The organism is Pseudomonas sp. MM227 (assembly GCF_947090715.1).
GTDB lineage: Bacteria > Pseudomonadota > Gammaproteobacteria > Pseudomonadales > Pseudomonadaceae > Aquipseudomonas > Aquipseudomonas baltica.
Map to the genome: position 1 here is coordinate 3,708,566 of NZ_OX352319.1, position 15,618 is coordinate 3,724,183.

General features: G+C 63.6%; 14 protein-coding genes. 4 read left to right on the top strand and 10 right to left on the bottom strand.

The genetic code is table 11. From position 1 onward, the window contains the following. Positions 1 to 24: 24 nt before the first annotated feature. The 5 genes from ONG87_RS16790 to ONG87_RS16810 all read right to left on the bottom strand — a co-directional run bounded on the left by ONG87_RS16790 (position 25) and on the right by ONG87_RS16810 (position 6,144). A complete protein-coding gene (locus tag ONG87_RS16790; protein ID WP_218820703.1) occupies positions 25 to 1,236 on the bottom strand; it encodes a site-specific integrase in 1,212 nt (403 codons plus the stop codon). A 306-nt stretch (positions 1,237 to 1,542) separates the two neighbouring features. Beyond that, positions 1,543 to 3,120 carry a glutamine-hydrolyzing GMP synthase gene (gene guaA, locus ONG87_RS16795; protein WP_122475124.1) on the bottom strand — a complete coding sequence of 526 codons (1,578 nt, stop codon included), beginning with the start codon at positions 3,118 to 3,120 and terminating at the stop codon, positions 1,543 to 1,545. A gap of 116 nt (positions 3,121 to 3,236) precedes the next feature. Further along, positions 3,237 to 4,706 carry an IMP dehydrogenase gene (guaB, locus tag ONG87_RS16800; RefSeq protein ID WP_122475125.1) on the bottom strand — a complete coding sequence of 490 codons (1,470 nt, stop codon included), beginning with the start codon at positions 4,704 to 4,706 and terminating at the stop codon, positions 3,237 to 3,239. Between the two features lie 83 nt (positions 4,707 to 4,789). Further along, a complete protein-coding gene (locus ONG87_RS16805; protein ID WP_122475127.1) occupies positions 4,790 to 5,347 on the bottom strand; it encodes a sugar ABC transporter ATPase in 558 nt (185 codons plus the stop codon). Between the two features lie 53 nt (positions 5,348 to 5,400). Then, positions 5,401 to 6,144 carry a sulfite exporter TauE/SafE family protein gene (locus tag ONG87_RS16810; RefSeq protein WP_192058637.1) on the bottom strand — a complete coding sequence of 248 codons (744 nt, stop codon included), beginning with the start codon at positions 6,142 to 6,144 and terminating at the stop codon, positions 5,401 to 5,403. A 280-nt stretch (positions 6,145 to 6,424) separates the two neighbouring features. Between ONG87_RS16810 and yaaA the strand changes: the two genes are divergently transcribed. Continuing rightward, positions 6,425 to 7,204: a peroxide stress protein YaaA gene (gene yaaA, locus ONG87_RS16815; RefSeq protein WP_192102606.1), complete on the top strand. Its 780-nt coding sequence runs from the start codon at positions 6,425 to 6,427 to the stop codon at positions 7,202 to 7,204. A 78-nt stretch (positions 7,205 to 7,282) separates the two neighbouring features. Further along, on the top strand, positions 7,283 to 7,747 hold the full coding sequence (locus ONG87_RS16820) for a multidrug transporter (RefSeq protein ID WP_122475130.1): 465 nt from the start codon (positions 7,283 to 7,285) through the stop codon (positions 7,745 to 7,747). A 31-nt stretch (positions 7,748 to 7,778) separates the two neighbouring features. Here ONG87_RS16820 and ONG87_RS16825 read toward each other — a convergent pair whose 3' ends face one another. From ONG87_RS16825 to ONG87_RS16840, 4 genes are read right to left on the bottom strand one after another with little or no spacing between them, the layout of a single operon-like run. Next, positions 7,779 to 8,639 carry an HlyD family secretion protein gene (locus ONG87_RS16825; protein ID WP_264381694.1) on the bottom strand — a complete coding sequence of 287 codons (861 nt, stop codon included), beginning with the start codon at positions 8,637 to 8,639 and terminating at the stop codon, positions 7,779 to 7,781. 11 nt (positions 8,640 to 8,650) lie between these two features. Then, positions 8,651 to 8,851, bottom strand: coding sequence for a DUF1656 domain-containing protein (locus ONG87_RS16830; RefSeq protein ID WP_122475134.1), 201 nt, complete (start codon positions 8,849 to 8,851; stop codon positions 8,651 to 8,653). Beyond that, on the bottom strand, positions 8,841 to 11,006 hold the full coding sequence (locus ONG87_RS16835) for an FUSC family protein (RefSeq protein ID WP_264381695.1): 2,166 nt from the start codon (positions 11,004 to 11,006) through the stop codon (positions 8,841 to 8,843). Before ONG87_RS16835 ends, ONG87_RS16830 begins: the two co-directional genes overlap by 11 nt. Beyond that, positions 11,003 to 12,505 (bottom strand): efflux transporter outer membrane subunit, encoded by a 1,503-nt coding sequence (locus ONG87_RS16840; protein ID WP_264381696.1) that lies wholly within the window; start codon positions 12,503 to 12,505, stop codon positions 11,003 to 11,005. Before ONG87_RS16840 ends, ONG87_RS16835 begins: the two co-directional genes overlap by 4 nt. Positions 12,506 to 12,683: 178 nt before the next feature. Between ONG87_RS16840 and ONG87_RS16845 the strand changes: the two genes are divergently transcribed. Both ONG87_RS16845 and ONG87_RS16850 read left to right on the top strand, forming a co-directional pair. After that, a complete protein-coding gene (locus ONG87_RS16845) occupies positions 12,684 to 13,631 on the top strand; it encodes a LysR family transcriptional regulator (RefSeq protein WP_122475138.1) in 948 nt (315 codons plus the stop codon). A gap of 68 nt (positions 13,632 to 13,699) precedes the next feature. After that, positions 13,700 to 14,674: a D-glycerate dehydrogenase gene (locus ONG87_RS16850; protein ID WP_122475140.1), complete on the top strand. Its 975-nt coding sequence runs from the start codon at positions 13,700 to 13,702 to the stop codon at positions 14,672 to 14,674. Here the strand turns inward: ONG87_RS16850 and ONG87_RS16855 are convergent. Continuing rightward, positions 14,664 to 15,614: a DMT family transporter gene (locus ONG87_RS16855; RefSeq protein ID WP_264381697.1), complete on the bottom strand. Its 951-nt coding sequence runs from the start codon at positions 15,612 to 15,614 to the stop codon at positions 14,664 to 14,666. The genes ONG87_RS16850 and ONG87_RS16855 overlap by 11 nt on opposite strands. Between the last annotated feature and the right edge of the window lie 4 nt (positions 15,615 to 15,618).

Here is a 15,618-nt window from a genome sequence, read left to right on the forward strand (position 1 = left end):
GCGACATCGATCCGCAGGCGATTCTTAGCCTAGTATTTTCCTAGGCTTCTTAAGCGTCCACTCATCAATCATATCCGCCCAATCCTGCAACATCGCTCGCCGCTGATCCCGATACTCGGCCTTGTTGTAAACGGCTCGAACGCCTTTCTGCTCGTGCGCAAGACACTTCTCGATCCAGTCAGAGTTGTAACCAGCCTCATGCAGCAGCGTGCTTGCAGTGCGTCGCAAATCGTGAGGGCCGAACTTTCCTAGGGGTACGCCTTCCTTTTGAGCAAGACGGTAGGTCAGCGTTAGTACCTGGTTGATCGTGGCTGCGCTCATTGGCAAGTCGGAGTCGTAGCGTGAAGGCAGAACGTACTTAGAACCTCCGGCTAAGGTTTTCAACGCGATGAAGAAATCCAAAGCTTGCCGGGACAGAAACACCAAATGGGGATTTCGGCGCTTCATCCGCTCTTTGGGGATCGTCCATAGCGCCTCGCTGAAGTTGATTTCGCTCCATGCCGCGTTGGTCAGCTCGCTCTTGCGCACCATCGTAAGCAGAAGGAGCTTTGATGCTGCGCGGACTGAAGTCGCGGTTCCGATCCTATCCATGTACTGGTACATCAGCGCAATTTCATCAGGCGTCAACGCACGGTCGCGTGGCTCGAATTTAGCGATGCTGGCAGACCTTACTAGATCCGCTGGATTTTCAACCTTCTGGCCACGCTCAATGGCCCAACGAAAGACCTGCAGCACGATCTCACGTGAATGGACGGCAGTTGCAGGCGCACCCCGCTCCACTATCGCGTCAGTCAGCGCTCGCAGATCCTCATGAGTGATTTCAGCCAGCTTCTGATTGCCAAACTTCGGCTTCAATTCGCGCTCATAAACTGACCGGCGCATATCGCGTGTCGAATCCGCCATCTGATAGCCGCGCAGCCATTTTTCAGCCCAATCATCAAATGTCTCAGCCCCCTTCGTGCGCGCCTTCGCACGCGCCTTCTCCTTAGCTGGCGACTTACCTGCGGCGATCATCTTCTTCGCCTCCCCTAGCCTCTCACGCGCCTCTGCCAGGGTGATCCCGCCCAAGCCATAACGACCGAAGGTGACGGTTTCCTGCCGGCCATTGATGGAGTAGTTGTAGCGAAAGGAGATTGAGCCGGCCGGTGTAACCGCCACGTACAAACCATCGCGGTCAATCACTTTGTAGAGCTTGTCTTGCGGTTTGAGGTTTCGGAGCTTGGTATCAGTGAGCATGGCTTCCACTTTTCCCATGAAAAAATACCATGCTCTGAAAAGCACGGAAGAATGGGGTTTCCCCCAGTAAAACCGGGCCTCTTGGCTATCTCGATACCATGCCAGTCCTGATAAGAGGAGCATGGTATCAAGCGTCATGCATGGCATCGGATGCATTTAGTACCCCGTACCATGCCATAAAAAATACATGCTTGGCGATGCAAAACGCTGCCTGAACTTGCCAGACCCAAAAAGCCAAAAGCCCGCAATTACGCGGGCTTCAGGGCATTTTTTGCTAGATTGTGCCGGGCAATGCCGGACGCGGGATCATTCCCACTCAATCGTAGCCGGCGGCTTGCTCGACACGTCGTAGGTCACCCGCGAAATGCCTTCGATCTCGTTGATGATGCGGCCGCTCACCGTTTCCAGCAGCTCGTACGGCAGGTGCGCCCACCGAGCGGTCATGAAGTCGATGGTTTCCACGGCGCGCAGGGCGACGACCCAGGCGTAGCGACGGCCGTCGCCGACGACGCCGACCGATTTGACCGGCTGGAACACCACGAACGCCTGGCTGACCTTGTGGTACCAGTCGGCCTTGCGCAGTTCTTCGATGAAGATGTGGTCGGCGCGACGCAGCAGGTCGGCGTATTCCTTCTTCACTTCACCCAGGATGCGCACGCCCAGGCCTGGGCCGGGGAATGGATGGCGGTAGACCATGTCGTACGGCAGGCCCAGTTCCAGGCCCAGACGGCGGACTTCGTCCTTGAACAGCTCACGCAGTGGCTCGACCAGCTTGAGGTTCATCTCCTCGGGCAGGCCGCCGACGTTGTGGTGGGACTTGATCACGTGGGCCTTGCCGCTCTTGGCACCGGCCGACTCGATCACGTCAGGGTAGATGGTGCCTTGGGCCAGGTACTTGATGTTGTCCAGCTTGCACGATTCGGCGTCGAACACGTCGATGAAGGTGCGGCCGATGATCTTGCGCTTCTTCTCCGGGTCGGCTTCGCCGGCCAGGTTGCCGAGGAACTGGTCCTCGGCGTTGGCGCGGATCACCTTGACGCCCATGTTCTCGGCGAACATGGCCATGACCTGCTCGCCTTCGTGCAGGCGCAGCAGACCGTTGTCGACGAACACGCAGGTCAGCTGATCGCCGATGGCCTTGTGCAGCAGGGCCGCGACCACCGAGGAGTCGACGCCGCCGGACAGGCCCAGCAGGACGTTGTCGGTACCGACCTGGGCGCGGACCTGGGCGATGGCGTCTTCGGCGATCTTCGACGGGGTCCACAGTGCTTCGCAGCCGCAGATGTCGATGATGAAGCGCGACAGAATGCGCTCGCCCTGCTTGGTGTGGGTCACTTCCGGGTGGAACTGCACGCCGTAGTAGTGGCGGTCGTCGTCGAACATGCCGGCGATCGGGCAGCTCGGGGTGCTGGCCAGCACATTGAAGCCCTGGGGAATCTCGGTGACCTTGTCGCCGTGGCTCATCCACACGTCCAGGCCGAACACGCCATCGGCGTCGATGTGGTCTTCGATGCCTTCCAGGATGCGGCTCTTGCCGACCACGTCGACGCGCGCGTAGCCGAACTCGCGCATATCGGAACCGGCCACCTTGCCACCCAACTGCTCGGCCATGGTCTGCATGCCGTAGCAGATGCCGAAGACCGGCACGCCCAGGTCGAACACCGCCTGCGGGCAGCGCGGGCTGTCGGCTTCGTGGACCGACTCGGGCCCGCCGGCGAGGATGACGCCGCGCGGGGCGAATTGGCGAATCGCTTCATCGTCCATGTCGAACGGGTGCAGCTCGCAGTACACGCCGATTTCGCGCACGCGGCGGGCAATCAGCTGGGTGTACTGGGAACCGAAATCGAGGATCAGGATACGGTGGGCGTGAATGTCGAGGGCCATGACTCATTCTCGTCAGATGTATTCGGAAACAACACGGGGCTGTAGTGAACAGCCCCGCTGGATTGAATTTCCGTCTGCCGCCGGGTGTGCACCGGGCGGCAGGCGGACTACCGGGGTCAGCCCACGCGGTAGTTGGGCGCTTCCTTGGTGATCTGCACGTCGTGGACGTGGGATTCAGCCATGCCGGCGCCGGTGATGCGGACGAACTCGGGCTTGGTGCGCATTTCCTGGATGTCGGCGCTGCCGGTGTAACCCATGGAAGAACGCAGGCCACCCATCAACTGATGGATGATCGCCGACAGGCCGCCCTTGTAGGCAACGCGGCCTTCGATACCCTCGGGCACGAGCTTCTCGGCACCGGCCGAGGAGTCCTGGAAGTAACGGTCGGACGAGCCCTGGGCCTGGGACATGGCGCCCAGCGAGCCCATGCCGCGGTAGGCCTTGTAGGAGCGACCCTGGAACAGTTCGATTTCGCCTGGCGCCTCTTCGGTACCGGCGAACATCGAGCCCATCATCACGCAGTAGGCGCCAGCGACGATGGCCTTGGACAGGTCACCGGAGAAGCGGATGCCACCGTCGGCGATCAACGGCACGCCGGTGCCTTCCAGGGCTGCGGCGACGTTGGCGATGGCGCTGATCTGCGGCACGCCGACACCGGCAACGATACGGGTGGTGCAGATGGAGCCCGGGCCGATACCGACCTTGACGGCATCGGCGCCCGCTTCGGCCAGGGCCTTGGCGGCTTCGCCGGTGGCGATGTTGCCGCCGATGACCTGCACGTCGGGAAAGTTCTGCTTGACCCAGCGCACACGGTCGATCACGCCTTTGGAGTGACCGTGGGCGGTGTCGACCACGACCACGTCGACGCCGGCTGCAACCAGAGCGCTGACACGCTCGCCGGTGTCTTTGCCGGTACCGACGGCCGCGCCAACGCGCAGACGACCCTGGTCATCCTTGCTCGCCAGCGGGTAGGCCTTGGCCTTCTCGATGTCCTTGACGGTCATCATGCCCTTGAGGTGGAACTCGGCGTCGACGATCAGGACCTTTTCGATGCGATGCTTGTGCAGCAGGTCGCGGACCAGGTCCTTGTCGGCCCCTTCGCGGACGGTGACCAGACGCTCTTTGGGCGTCATCACTTCGCGGACGGGGATTTCCAGGCGGTTTTCGAAGCGCACGTCGCGCGAGGTGACGATGCCCACCAGGTTGCCGTCGTGCAGCACCGGCACGCCGGAGATGTTGTGCAGCGAGGTCAGTTCGAACAGGTCGCGAACGGTGGCATCAGCCTCGATGGTGATCGGGTCCTTGACCACGCCGGCCTCGAACTTCTTGACCTTGCGCACTTCGGCAGCCTGCTGCTCGATGGTCATGTTCTTGTGGATGATCCCGATGCCGCCTTCCTGAGCCATGGCAATGGCGAGGCGGGCTTCGGTCACGGTGTCCATCGCCGCGGAGATCAGCGGGATGTTCAACTCGATGCCGCGGGTCAAACGGGTCTTGAGGCTGACTTCATTGGGCAGTACTTCGGAATAACCGGGCACTAGAAGAATGTCGTCGAAGGTCAGGGCTTCTTGGCTGATACGCAGCATGCGGGGGCTCCCGAGCGGGAAAATGGAAGCGCGCCATTATACCCACACATGCCCCCACAAGAAAGGCAAAGATGGCCTGGCGGTCAATTGTCCTGGAACTTTACCAGCACCTGCGCAATCGGCTGGTCGAGCCAATCGGCGAATTCGGCGATGAACTCCGCCTTGAAGGGGGTCTGGCCCCAATTATTGAAGATGAAACCCAGATTGGAGAAGGCGCAGGGCTGCAGGAACAGAAAACCATTGATGTCATCTTCATGGCCGCACAGCGGGCAAGTGAAGTTGTCGGTCAGGCCGGGCATCCATTCCTCGAGGCTGTCGAACAGCGCTTCACCCACTTCCTGACGGCATTCGGGGCAGCCGGCCTCGTGCAGGAAACCGTCCACGGGCGTGAAAATGCAGCGATCGGTGACCACTTCCAGACCGTTGACCGTTTGTCCGTAGGGCAACACCTCAGGATTTTCGACGACCTGGCGCGCGCCCGGGCCGATGGCGTAGGCCATGCGGTTGCCGCTGCGGCCACAGGTGCTCAGCTGTTCTTCGACGATGTTCTTGCGTACCAGCCAGCGCAGGATTGCCCGCGCACGCGGCTCGTGCACCGGCAGGGTGGAGAGGCGCGGAACGAGAATGTTCTGAGTGTTCATGCAAGGGCCCGACAGTACGCAAAAGCGGCAGGATAGTCCCCTGCTCGCGCAGGTCAAGGGTTGAAATAGCGGTACAGCAACGCCAGGCCGCTGGCCAGCACCAGCCAGGTCACCAGCCGCACGAACGCTTCGCGGGACATGCGCAGGGTCAATCGTCGTCCGATCAACAGGCCTGCTGCCATGGCCGGAAGCAGGCAGAGGGCAGTCAGCAGCAGCTGGGTGTCGGCGTAGACCCCGGCAATGATGAACAGGGTCAGGCGCACGATAGTGCTGCAACTGATCAGCGCGCTTTGCGTGGCGCGCACCTGCTGTTTGTCGTCCAGCCGCGCGCCCAGGTAGATCGCATAGAGAAACCCGCCGCTGCCGAACAAGGCCCCGAACAGCCCGCCGATGGTGCCCATCGGTACGGCCCACCAGGGCGACAACCGTGCGGGTCGCGCCGTGGTCAGCAGCATGTACAGGGCGTAGCCGGTGATGAACATACCCATCAGCAGCAACAGCAGGTCGGATTTCAGGTTGAGCAGAAAGACCACGCCCAGGGTGCAGCCCAGCGCCATGAACGGCAGCAGGCGTTTGAGCTCCACGCCCACCACCGACTGCCGGGCAGGAAGCAGATTGCCGAAGGCAGCGATGAAATCGAGTACGACCAACAGCGGGATGAGCGTCGCCAGCGGCATGAAATGTATGAGTACCGGGCCTGCAACCAGTGCCGTGCCGAAGCCGGCAATGCCGAAGACGATGTAGGCGGCGGCGATTGCCAGAAGCATGATGCTCCAGTCGATGAGTGCGTAGTCCATGCGCGGATTTCCTTTTTCCGGGCACTGTGGGGGAGTGTGATCGATGGCGTCAATACGGTTGGGGGTGGGTGGTGTGCCAGAGGGTTCGCGGTGTGGCCGGACGCGGCTTGCGCCGCTGCTACAGAGGAACGCCGTACCAACGGCACAAGCGATCTCCTGTAGCAGCGGCGCGAGCCGCGTCCGGGGTCGCTGCGGTCCATCTGGATGCACCCACGCTTAATGGTGGACGCGCTCCGGGCACTGCTCCAGAATTTGCCCACGCTCACAGGAGAACCTCTGCATGCTGATGGTGATATCCCCCGCCAAGACCCTCGACTTCGATACCCCGCCGGTCATCCAGCGCCACACCCAGCCTGAATTTCTCGACCATTCCCAGGTGCTGATCGAACAACTGCGCGAGCTCAGCCCCGCGCAGATCGCCGAGCTCATGCATCTCTCCGACAAGCTGGCCGGCCTCAACGCGGCACGCTTCGGCAGCTGGACACCCGACTTCACGCCAGCCAACGCCAAGCAGGCGTTGCTCGCCTTCAAGGGCGACGTCTACACCGGACTGGACGCGACCACCTTGGACAAAGCGGGTTTCGACTACGCGCAGAAACACCTGCGCATGCTGTCGGGCCTCTACGGCCTGCTGCGGCCACTGGACCTGATGCAACCGTACCGACTGGAGATGGGCACCAAGCTGGTCAACGCGCGCGGCAAGGACCTCTATGCGTTCTGGGGCGAGCGCATCAGCCAATGGCTCAACCAGGCCCTGGCCGAACAAGGCGACGACGTGCTGTTCAACCTGGCGTCGAACGAGTATTTCTCGGCGGTCAAGCGCAAGGCTTTGCAGGCGCGCCTGATCACTGCCGACTTCAAGGACCTGAAGAATGGCCAGTACAAGATCATCAGCTTCTATGCCAAGAAAGCCCGCGGCATGATGGCGCGTTTCGTGATCGACGAAAAACTCCACGACCCCCTGCAGCTCAAGGGCTTCGACCGCCAGGGCTATCGCTACAGCGCCGAGCAGTCACGGCCCGACCACCTGGTGTTTCTGCGCGATCACCCGGATGATTGACCTGGCGTGGGTGCGCCTGCCACCGACACGCCAACGTTCTGTACGATACCCCTCTCTTCCCAACCAAGGCTGGCAGTCATGTTAATCGGCATCTTTCTGGTCATCACCTGGATCGTCTTGCTGGTCCGCTACCCGTCCAAGGCGCTGCCGATCTCCGGTGCTGCCCTGTTCAGCCTGGCGTTGCTCTCGCTGTGGGTCATCTGGAGCGACACCCGCGAAGCCCACCGCCTGGCACGCCTGGAGATGCGCATCACCTACGATCCGCAGGGCTGTCCGGGCGACCGTCCGCTGCGCCTGAACCTGAACAACGGCAACAACGTACCGATGCAGGAACTGCAGTGGCAGATAGCTGCCTACGCGCCCGGCCAGACCGCCAACCTGGCCGAAAACCTCTACACCGCACCTCGCTACCGCGGCCCTGGTGAACTGCAGGCCGGTGCCGACTGGCAGGACTGCCTGCCGCTGCCGCCACTGCGCCCCGGCTATCGCCCGCAGACCCTGGAATTCCGCGCCGAACGCTTGCAAGGCAGTTTTTCCCAATAAGCATCGGTAATGGCGAACGCTTGCGCAGTGATCACCGCAGTGCGGGCGTGACGATCACCGTGCAGGTCGTGCCGGCTGCCAGCAGCACGCCTTCGGGCACCTCGTCCAGCTGGATGCGCACCGGCACTCGCTGCGCCAGGCGAACCCAGTTGAAGGTCGGATTGACGTCGGCGGTCAGCTCGCGGCTTTGCGGGTTGTCGCGGTCATAGATGCCGCGCGAGATGCTGTCCACATGGCCCTTGAGGGTCTCGCCGCTCATCATCTGCAACTGCGCCGCGTCGCCGACATGCACATGGGGCAGCTTGGTTTCTTCGAAATAGCCGTAGACCCAGAACGAATGTTCATCGACCACGGCCAGCTTGGCCTCACCCACCCGCGCGTAGTCACCGACATGCACGTTGAGGTTGGTGACGTAGCCATCTACCGTGGCCAGCACACGGGCGCGGTCCAGGTCCAGCTGCGCGGCCTCGAGGCGCGCCTCGGCCTGTTGATAGTCGGCCAGTGCCGAGGCGGCGACGTTGCTGGCGTCCTCGCGACTTTCCCTGGAGATCACCAGTTCATCGAGGTCGGCACGACGGCTGGCATTGACCTTGCGCATGTCCCAGGCGGCCTTGCGCGACGCCACCAGCGCCTGCGCCTGCTTGACCGCCAGGCGGTAGTGCGCCGGATCGATCTGCAGCAGCACGTCGCCCTTGCGCACACGCTGGTTGTCGCGCACCGGCACCGCCGTGACGTAGCCCGACACATCGGCGGCGACGTTGATGATGTCCGCACGCACGCGTCCGTCGCGGGTCCAGGGTGTTTGCATGTAGTGCACCCACAACTGGCGACCGATGAAGATCGCCAGTGCCAGCACCAGCAGGGTCGCCAACAGGCTGAAAAACTTTTTCATTGCGCAGGTTCTCACCGGTAGACAGTCAGCGCCATGGCGCCGAACAGACAGACGAACAGGCTCAGGCGCAACAGCGCCGGGTGCCAGAAGAATCGGTACACATCGAGGCTGGCGAACAGCCGGTCGAAGGCCCAGGCCAACCCGGCGGCGAGCACGAACAACAGGGTCATGGTCGGCATGTACAGACCATGGAAGGCGATCTCACGCGGCATGCTCGGCTCCAGGCGCGGCCAGTTCGGCAAGGGGTGATTGCGGGTCCAGCAACGAGCTGCGGATGAAGTGCAGGTAACTCTGCACCCGGCGCAGCGCCGAGGTATCGAAATGTCGGGCGAAGGGCTCGTCGGTGTTCCTGACCAGGTGAATGGCCTGCTCCACGGCCGCCAACGCGCGCTGGAGGTTGCCCGCCTGGGGCTGGATGAACAGGCGAATCAGCGCACGCCCCAGCACCCGGATCGACTGGCGCCACGGCTGCCACGGGGCATAGGCCGGGTGCACCGGCAAGCGCTCCTGCTCGCGGCGCAGCTCGATGATGGCGTGCCCCACCTCCATCACCACGAACATCCAGCGCAGCAGGTTGCGCTGCACCTGTGGCTGCCCGGCCGCCAGGCCATAGGCCTGATGCAGCAGGTCGCGGGTGCGGCTCTCGAAGGCCGAGCCCAGGCCGCGCGGCTTGCCGCTGATGGCGAACACCACCAGGGCGCGCAGGTCCTGCTCCAGGCGCTGCCACATCCAGCGACTGTTGGGCGGCAGGATGACCGCGCCAGCGGCAGCGCAGAACAGCATCCCCAGGACCATGCCAATGTAGTCGTTGATGAACGCATACGGATCGTACTGGGTGAGGTTGCCGGGCACCGAGCCCATGGAAAAGAAGATCAGCAGGCCCAGTCCATAGCCAACGAAGCGAGGTCGAGAGGCAAGGAAGGCGCCCAGCGTCAGCACCGGCGCGAGGGTCAGGCACAGTAGCGCGAAGCCGTCGATCCACGGCAGCACGAAAAAGGTCGTGTAGAAGCCGACCAGCGCCCCCAGCAAGGTGCCGCAGGCCATCTGGAACGACATCCGCCGCGGGTTCGGTGACGCCGCCGACAGGCCTACGGTGGCTGCAGCTACCAGGGTCATGGTCGCGCCGCTGGGCCAGGCCGTCGCTATCCAATAGCCGCCCAGCAGCAGCAACACCAGCGCGCCGCGAATACCGGCGGCGGCGCTGGCCAGCCAGTTGGTCTGCGCACGGTACGGCTCGTCCCAGCGCTCGCGGGCATGCCGATGCTCGGCCAGCGAGGCATGGGTCTGGGCATAGCCGTGCAGTTCTTCGACGAAGCGATAGAGCAACTCGAATGCGGTATGGAAATCCAGCAGATCGTCATCTTCCGGACCACTCTGCTCGAAGCTGTCGCGCAAGCTGCGCACCTGTGCTGGCAGCGCGTCCTTGTACTGCACCATGCGCCGGGCCAAACGTGCGGCATCGGCATTGGTCAAGGCCTGCCCGGCGAAGTCGTCCAGCACGTGCGTCAATGCCTGCAAGGCCGGTTCGATGGCAGTTACCACCTGGCGATGACCGCGCGCGCGGATACGCTCGAGTGATTGGTGCAGCGCATTGAAGCGGGTGGTCACCGCCATGAATTCACTGTTCAGTCGGCTGACCCGACCATTGCGCCGGCGCATGTGCGGGTCTTCGAAGGCCGTCACACTGCGCAGGCTCTCCAGGCCCACCGCTTCGGCGATGAAGCGCACGTTGTCGGCTTCGAACTGTTCCCGTGCGCTGCCACCGCGCAGGCCATCGGCGGCGAACCGGGCGAATACGCCAAAGCGCTGATACAAGGCGTTGCGCATCGAAGCGGAGGCCGACTGCGGAAGAATGGCCGCGCTGACCGCCGTCGCGACAAGAATGCCCAGGGCAATCTCCAGCACGCGCCAGACCGCCGCCATGAAGGCACCGTCCGGATGGGCCAGGGCCGGCAGACCGACCATGGCCGCGGTGTAGCCAGCCAAGACAAAGCCGTAGGCGCGGAAGTTGCGGCAGCGCATGGCACCGGTCGAGCAGAGGCCGACCCACAGCGCCAGGCCGCACAGGAACAGCTCGGTGTTCTGCGCGAACAGGGCGATCAACACCACCGTCACCGCCGATCCCGCCAGCGTGCCCAGCAGACGATAGAAACTTTTCGCGAAGACGTGGCCGCTTTGCAACTGCATAACGATGAACACGGTGATCATCGCCGTACGCGGTTGCGGCAGCTCCAGGCGCATGGCCAGCCACAGCGTGGTGAATGCGGCCAGCAGCACCTTGAAGATGTAGATCCAGGTGACGCCATCGCTGCGTGCCCAGTCGAAGAAACCCCGGCGCCAGGGCAGGCTGCCCAGCCAAGTGGTCATCTACCGATCACCACCAGTGGCTTGGGAACCTGCAGACGCTGCGCGGCAGGGGTATCGCTGCCCGCCCCCAGGCCACCGCCCAGCGCCGTGACCAACTGCGCATGCACCGCCAGCCGCGCAGCCTGCACCTGTTGCTCGACCTGCTGCTGGCGCAACAGCAAAGTCTGCGCATCGAGCACTTCCAGGTAGCCGGTCAGACCGCGCTGGTAGGCGATCAGGGCAATGTCGTAGCTCTTGCGCGCCGACGCCACCGATTGCTCGGCGAAGGCCTGTTGCTTGGCCATGGAGGCGCGGCGAATCAGCTGGTCGGAGATCTGCTTGAGCGCCTCCACCAACGTCTGGTTGTAGCGTGCCACGGCCTGATCGTAGCCTGCCGATGCATCGGCCAACTGCGCACGCAGCCGACCGCCATCGAAGATCGGCAGGCTCAACGCGGGGCCAGCGTTGTAGCTCAGCTTGCGGCCGGCGAGGAACTCCAGCATGCCGCCGCCGGTGGCCAGGTAACTCAGGCTGCCGACCAGATCGACGTTGGGATAGAAACCAGCCTGCACCACATCGATGCCGCGCGCGTTCGCCGCCACGGCCCAGCGGCTGGCGACCACATCCGGGCGCTGCCCCAGCAGTTGCGCGGGCAGCACCGAAGGCAACCCAAGCGGCGCTTGCAGAGACAAGCTAGGACGCGTGAGTTGGCTGCCCTGCCCCGGCCCTTTGCCCGCCAGTGCGGCCAGTTGGTTCTGTGCGAGGGAAATCTGCTCATCCAGGGCGTCGATCTGCCGATGGGTTTCCGGCAGCAGAGTCTCGGCCTGGCTGACTTCCAGATGGGTGCCGATGCCGCCGCGCAGACGCCGCTGCGCCAGCGCCAGGATCTGCTCTTGCTGGGTCAGGGTGCTGTGCGCGATGTCGCGCTGGGCATAGTGCAATGAGAGCTGGATGTACGCCTGCACCACGTTGCTCGCAAGCTCCAGCCGAGCCTGCCGCGCCTGAGCGACGCTCATGTGTGCAAGGTCGACGGCGCGCTCGCTGGCATTGCGCTCACGGCCCCACAGGTCCAGCGCATAGGTGAAGCCCAGACCGGCGTCATTGTCCCACGTGGTCTGGCGCGACAGGTCGCCGGGACCATAGAAGGGGTCGGCAGGCCAGGCGTGGCGATGCAAATGAGCGCTGGCGTCGATGTGCAGGGATTCGGCGGACTCCGCCAGCCCCGCCATGGCCTTGGCCTGGCGCACGCGGGCGGCCGCCATGGCCATGCTCGGGCTGCCGAGCAAGGCCAGGCTCACCCAGGCATCGAGCTGCTTGTCGCCATACGCTTGCCACCATTGGCCCTCAGGCCAGCGAGCATCCTGGACGGCGGTTTGAATGGCAGCGTCGGTGGCCAGCGCATCGGCTGACAAGGCTTCGTCCTCGGGAGCGATGCCGGCAGTGCCGATACAGCCGGTCAAGGCCAGGGTCAAGATCCAGATACTGAGGGGTTTCAACTCGTCGATGAGGCGGCGCGGCACTGCGGCGATTTCCGGAAAGGGGTAGGCGTGCGGAGAGGTCTGGGCCGGCATTCTAGAGCGGGTGCATAGCGGCGATAAGCTGGAATTCCTGCGAATCTTTGTTACCGAACCGGTGATAATCCTTCTGTATAATTGTTGCTTCATGCGACAATTTGTCCGTCGAACCAGAGACCGAATCATGGACACCTTGCAAAACATGCGTGCGTTCACCTGTGTGGCCGAAGCCGGCAGTTTCACCGCCGCCGCCGCGCAACTGGACACTACCACCGCCAACGTCTCGCGCGCGGTGTCCAACCTCGAAGCACACCTGCAGACGCGGCTGCTCAACCGCACGACCCGACGCATTGCCCTGACCGAGGCCGGCAAACGCTACCTGGTGCGCTGCGAGCAGATCCTCACCTATGTGGCGGAAGCCGAGGCCGAGGCCAGCGACGCCCACGCGCGGCCTTCGGGGCAGTTGAAGGTGCACACCATGACCGGCATCGGCCAGCACTTCGTGATCGACGCTATCGCGCGCTACCGGCGTACCCATCCGGACGTGACCTTCGACCTGACCCTGGCCAACCGGGTCCCGGACCTGCTCGACGAAGGCTATGACGTGTCCATCGTCCTGGCCAGCGAGCTGCCCGATTCGGGCTTCGTCTCGCAACGCCTGGGCATCACCTACAGCATCGTCTGCGCCTCCCCCGAATACGTGAAGGCTCATGGCTCGGCGCGCACGCCCGGCGATCTGCGCGACCATGCCTGCCTGCGCCTGGTCAGCCCGGTGGTGCAACTGGAAAAATGGCTGTTTCAGGGCCCCGATGGTCAGGAAATGGTCAACATCAGCAACGCACCGTTCCAGGTCAATTCCGCCGATGCGATGAAGACCGCCATCAGCAGTGGCATGGGCGTGGGCGTGCTGCCTATCTACGCGGCCATCGATGGCCTGCGCAACGGCACGCTGGTACGCATGCTGCCCGAGTACCGCCTGCAGGAGTTGAACCTGTACGCCATCTATCCGTCCCGTCAGTACCTGGATGCGAAGATCAAGACCTGGGTGGAATACCTGCGCGGTTCGCTGCCCGACATTCTGGCGGCGCACGACGCCGACCTGCAGACCTTCGACCTGCAGATCGCCAACTGAGCCGGGATTGTTTCTGCTCGATCGGGAATGTTAGCGTGCTCTCATTACTCCCGACGAGCACACGCCCAATGAAAAAAACCGTCCTCGCGTTCAGCCGTATCACCCCTGCCATGGTCGAGCGGCTCGAAGCGCATTTCGACGTCATCGTGCCCAACCCGAAGGCGGGTGACATCGCCGCGCAGTTCAACGAGGCGCTGCCCAAGGCCCACGGCCTGATCGGCGCCGGCCGGCCATTGGGCCGCAAGCAACTGGCCGACGCCGCCAATCTGGAGGTGGTTTCCAGCGTGTCGGTGGGCTACGACAACTACGACGTCAGCTATTTCGACGAGCGCGGCATCATGCTCACCAACACCCCTGACGTACTGACCCAGAGCACCGCCGACCTGGCCTTCGCCCTGATCATGAGCAGCGCCCGGCGCGTGGCCGAACTGGACGCCTGGACCAAGGCCGGCAACTGGAAAGCCAGCGTCGGCCCCGACCAGTTCGGCACCGATGTGTACGGCAAGACGCTGGGCATCGTCGGCCTGGGCAATATCGGCGCGGCAGTGGCACGCCGCGGACGGCTGGGCTTCGACATGCCCATCCTGTACAGCGGCAACAGCCGCAAGCCTGAACTGGAGCAGGAACTGGGCGCGCAGTTCCGCAGCCTCGAGCAACTGCTGGCGGAGGCAGATTTCGTCTGCCTGGTGGTGCCGCTCAGCGACAAGACCCGGCACATGATCGGCACCGCCGAGCTGGCGCAAATGAAGAAGAGCGCCATTCTGGTGAATATCTCGCGCGGGCCGGTGGTCGATGAAGCGGCGCTGGTGCAGGCGCTGCGCGACGGCACCTTGCGCGGCGCCGGCCTGGATGTCTACGAGAAGGAACCGCTGGCCGAATCGCCGTTGTTCCAGCTGGGCAACGTCGTGACGCTGCCGCATATCGGCTCGGCCACGGCGCAGACCCGTGATGCCATGGCTTATCGCGCCATCGACAACCTGACGGCGGCGCTGCTCGGCAAACGCCCTCAGGATCTGGTCAACCCGCAGGCGTTCAAGGGCTAGGGCGAACCAGCACCGCGCCGCCCGGCACCAGCTGCGCCCCCAGCGACCCAGTCGACGGGGGCGTCGCCGGCCTGGCGCTCTTGCGAAACACCAGCACGTTGCCAAGCATCACCAGTACCAGCCCGCCCAGGGCCGGTGCGGTCCATTGGTACCCTTCGGCATAGGCCGAGACGTTCAACGCCACCACCGGGAACAGCACCGTGCAGTAAGCGGCGCGCTCGGGGCCCATGCGACCCACCAGGGTCAGGTACGCGGTAAAGCCGATCACCGAGCCGGGTATCACCAGGTACAGCAGCGAGCCGACGTAGCGCATGCTCCAGTCGATGGTGAACGGCGTGCCGCGCAGCAGGCAATAGCCGCCCAGCAGCAGCGCTCCGTACAACATGCCCCAGGCGTTGGTGGTCAGCGGCCTCAACCCGGCTTTCTGCTGCACGCTGGAGAGCATGTTGCCTGCCGAGAAGCACAAGGTGCCCAGCAGCGCCAGGCCCAGGCCGAGCAGGGTCTGCGGGCTGGCATCATGGCCGGCCAGCTCCGGCCAGAACAGCAGGCCCAGGCCAAGCAGGCCAAGACCACCTGCACCGATCACGCTGGCGGCGATCCGTTGCCCCAGAAAGATCCGCGCGTTGAGTGCATTCCACAAGGTCGCCGTGGAGAACACCACCGCGATCAGCCCGGTCGGCAGCCACTGGCTGGCGGTGAGAAAACACATGAAATTCACGCAGAACAGGCACAGCCCCTGGGCCAGGCAGATGAAGTGATCACGCCGACCCATGGCCTGCAGTCGCCGGGTGGCCAGCAGGATCACGAACAGCACCAGCGCGGCGAGGCCGAACCGGTAGACGATGGACACGGGAATCTCGACCACGCCCAGTTGCAGCTTGAGGGCGATCCAGGTCGTTCCCCAGATCAGTACGGTCAGCAGATACAACGATAGGTTCATGACA

Coding starts and splice junctions, on each gene's coding strand:
- guaA (WP_122475124.1), bottom strand. CDS start 3,120: ATGGCCCTCGACATTCACGCCCACCGTATCCTGATCCTCGATTTCGGT.
- ONG87_RS16810 (WP_192058637.1), bottom strand. CDS start 6,144: ATGGACTACGCACTCATCGACTGGAGCATCATGCTTCTGGCAATCGCC.
- guaB (WP_122475125.1), bottom strand. CDS start 4,706: ATGCTGCGTATCAGCCAAGAAGCCCTGACCTTCGACGACATTCTTCTA.
- ONG87_RS16820 (WP_122475130.1), top strand. CDS start 7,283: ATGTTAATCGGCATCTTTCTGGTCATCACCTGGATCGTCTTGCTGGTC.
- ONG87_RS16825 (WP_264381694.1), bottom strand. CDS start 8,639: ATGAAAAAGTTTTTCAGCCTGTTGGCGACCCTGCTGGTGCTGGCACTG.
- ONG87_RS16850 (WP_122475140.1), top strand. CDS start 13,700: ATGAAAAAAACCGTCCTCGCGTTCAGCCGTATCACCCCTGCCATGGTC.
- yaaA (WP_192102606.1), top strand. CDS start 6,425: ATGCTGATGGTGATATCCCCCGCCAAGACCCTCGACTTCGATACCCCG.
- ONG87_RS16830 (WP_122475134.1), bottom strand. CDS start 8,851: ATGCCGCGTGAGATCGCCTTCCATGGTCTGTACATGCCGACCATGACC.
- ONG87_RS16790 (WP_218820703.1), bottom strand. CDS start 1,236: ATGCTCACTGATACCAAGCTCCGAAACCTCAAACCGCAAGACAAGCTC.
- ONG87_RS16805 (WP_122475127.1), bottom strand. CDS start 5,347: ATGAACACTCAGAACATTCTCGTTCCGCGCCTCTCCACCCTGCCGGTG.
- ONG87_RS16835 (WP_264381695.1), bottom strand. CDS start 11,006: ATGACCACTTGGCTGGGCAGCCTGCCCTGGCGCCGGGGTTTCTTCGAC.
- ONG87_RS16855 (WP_264381697.1), bottom strand. CDS start 15,614: ATGAACCTATCGTTGTATCTGCTGACCGTACTGATCTGGGGAACGACC.
- ONG87_RS16845 (WP_122475138.1), top strand. CDS start 12,684: ATGGACACCTTGCAAAACATGCGTGCGTTCACCTGTGTGGCCGAAGCC.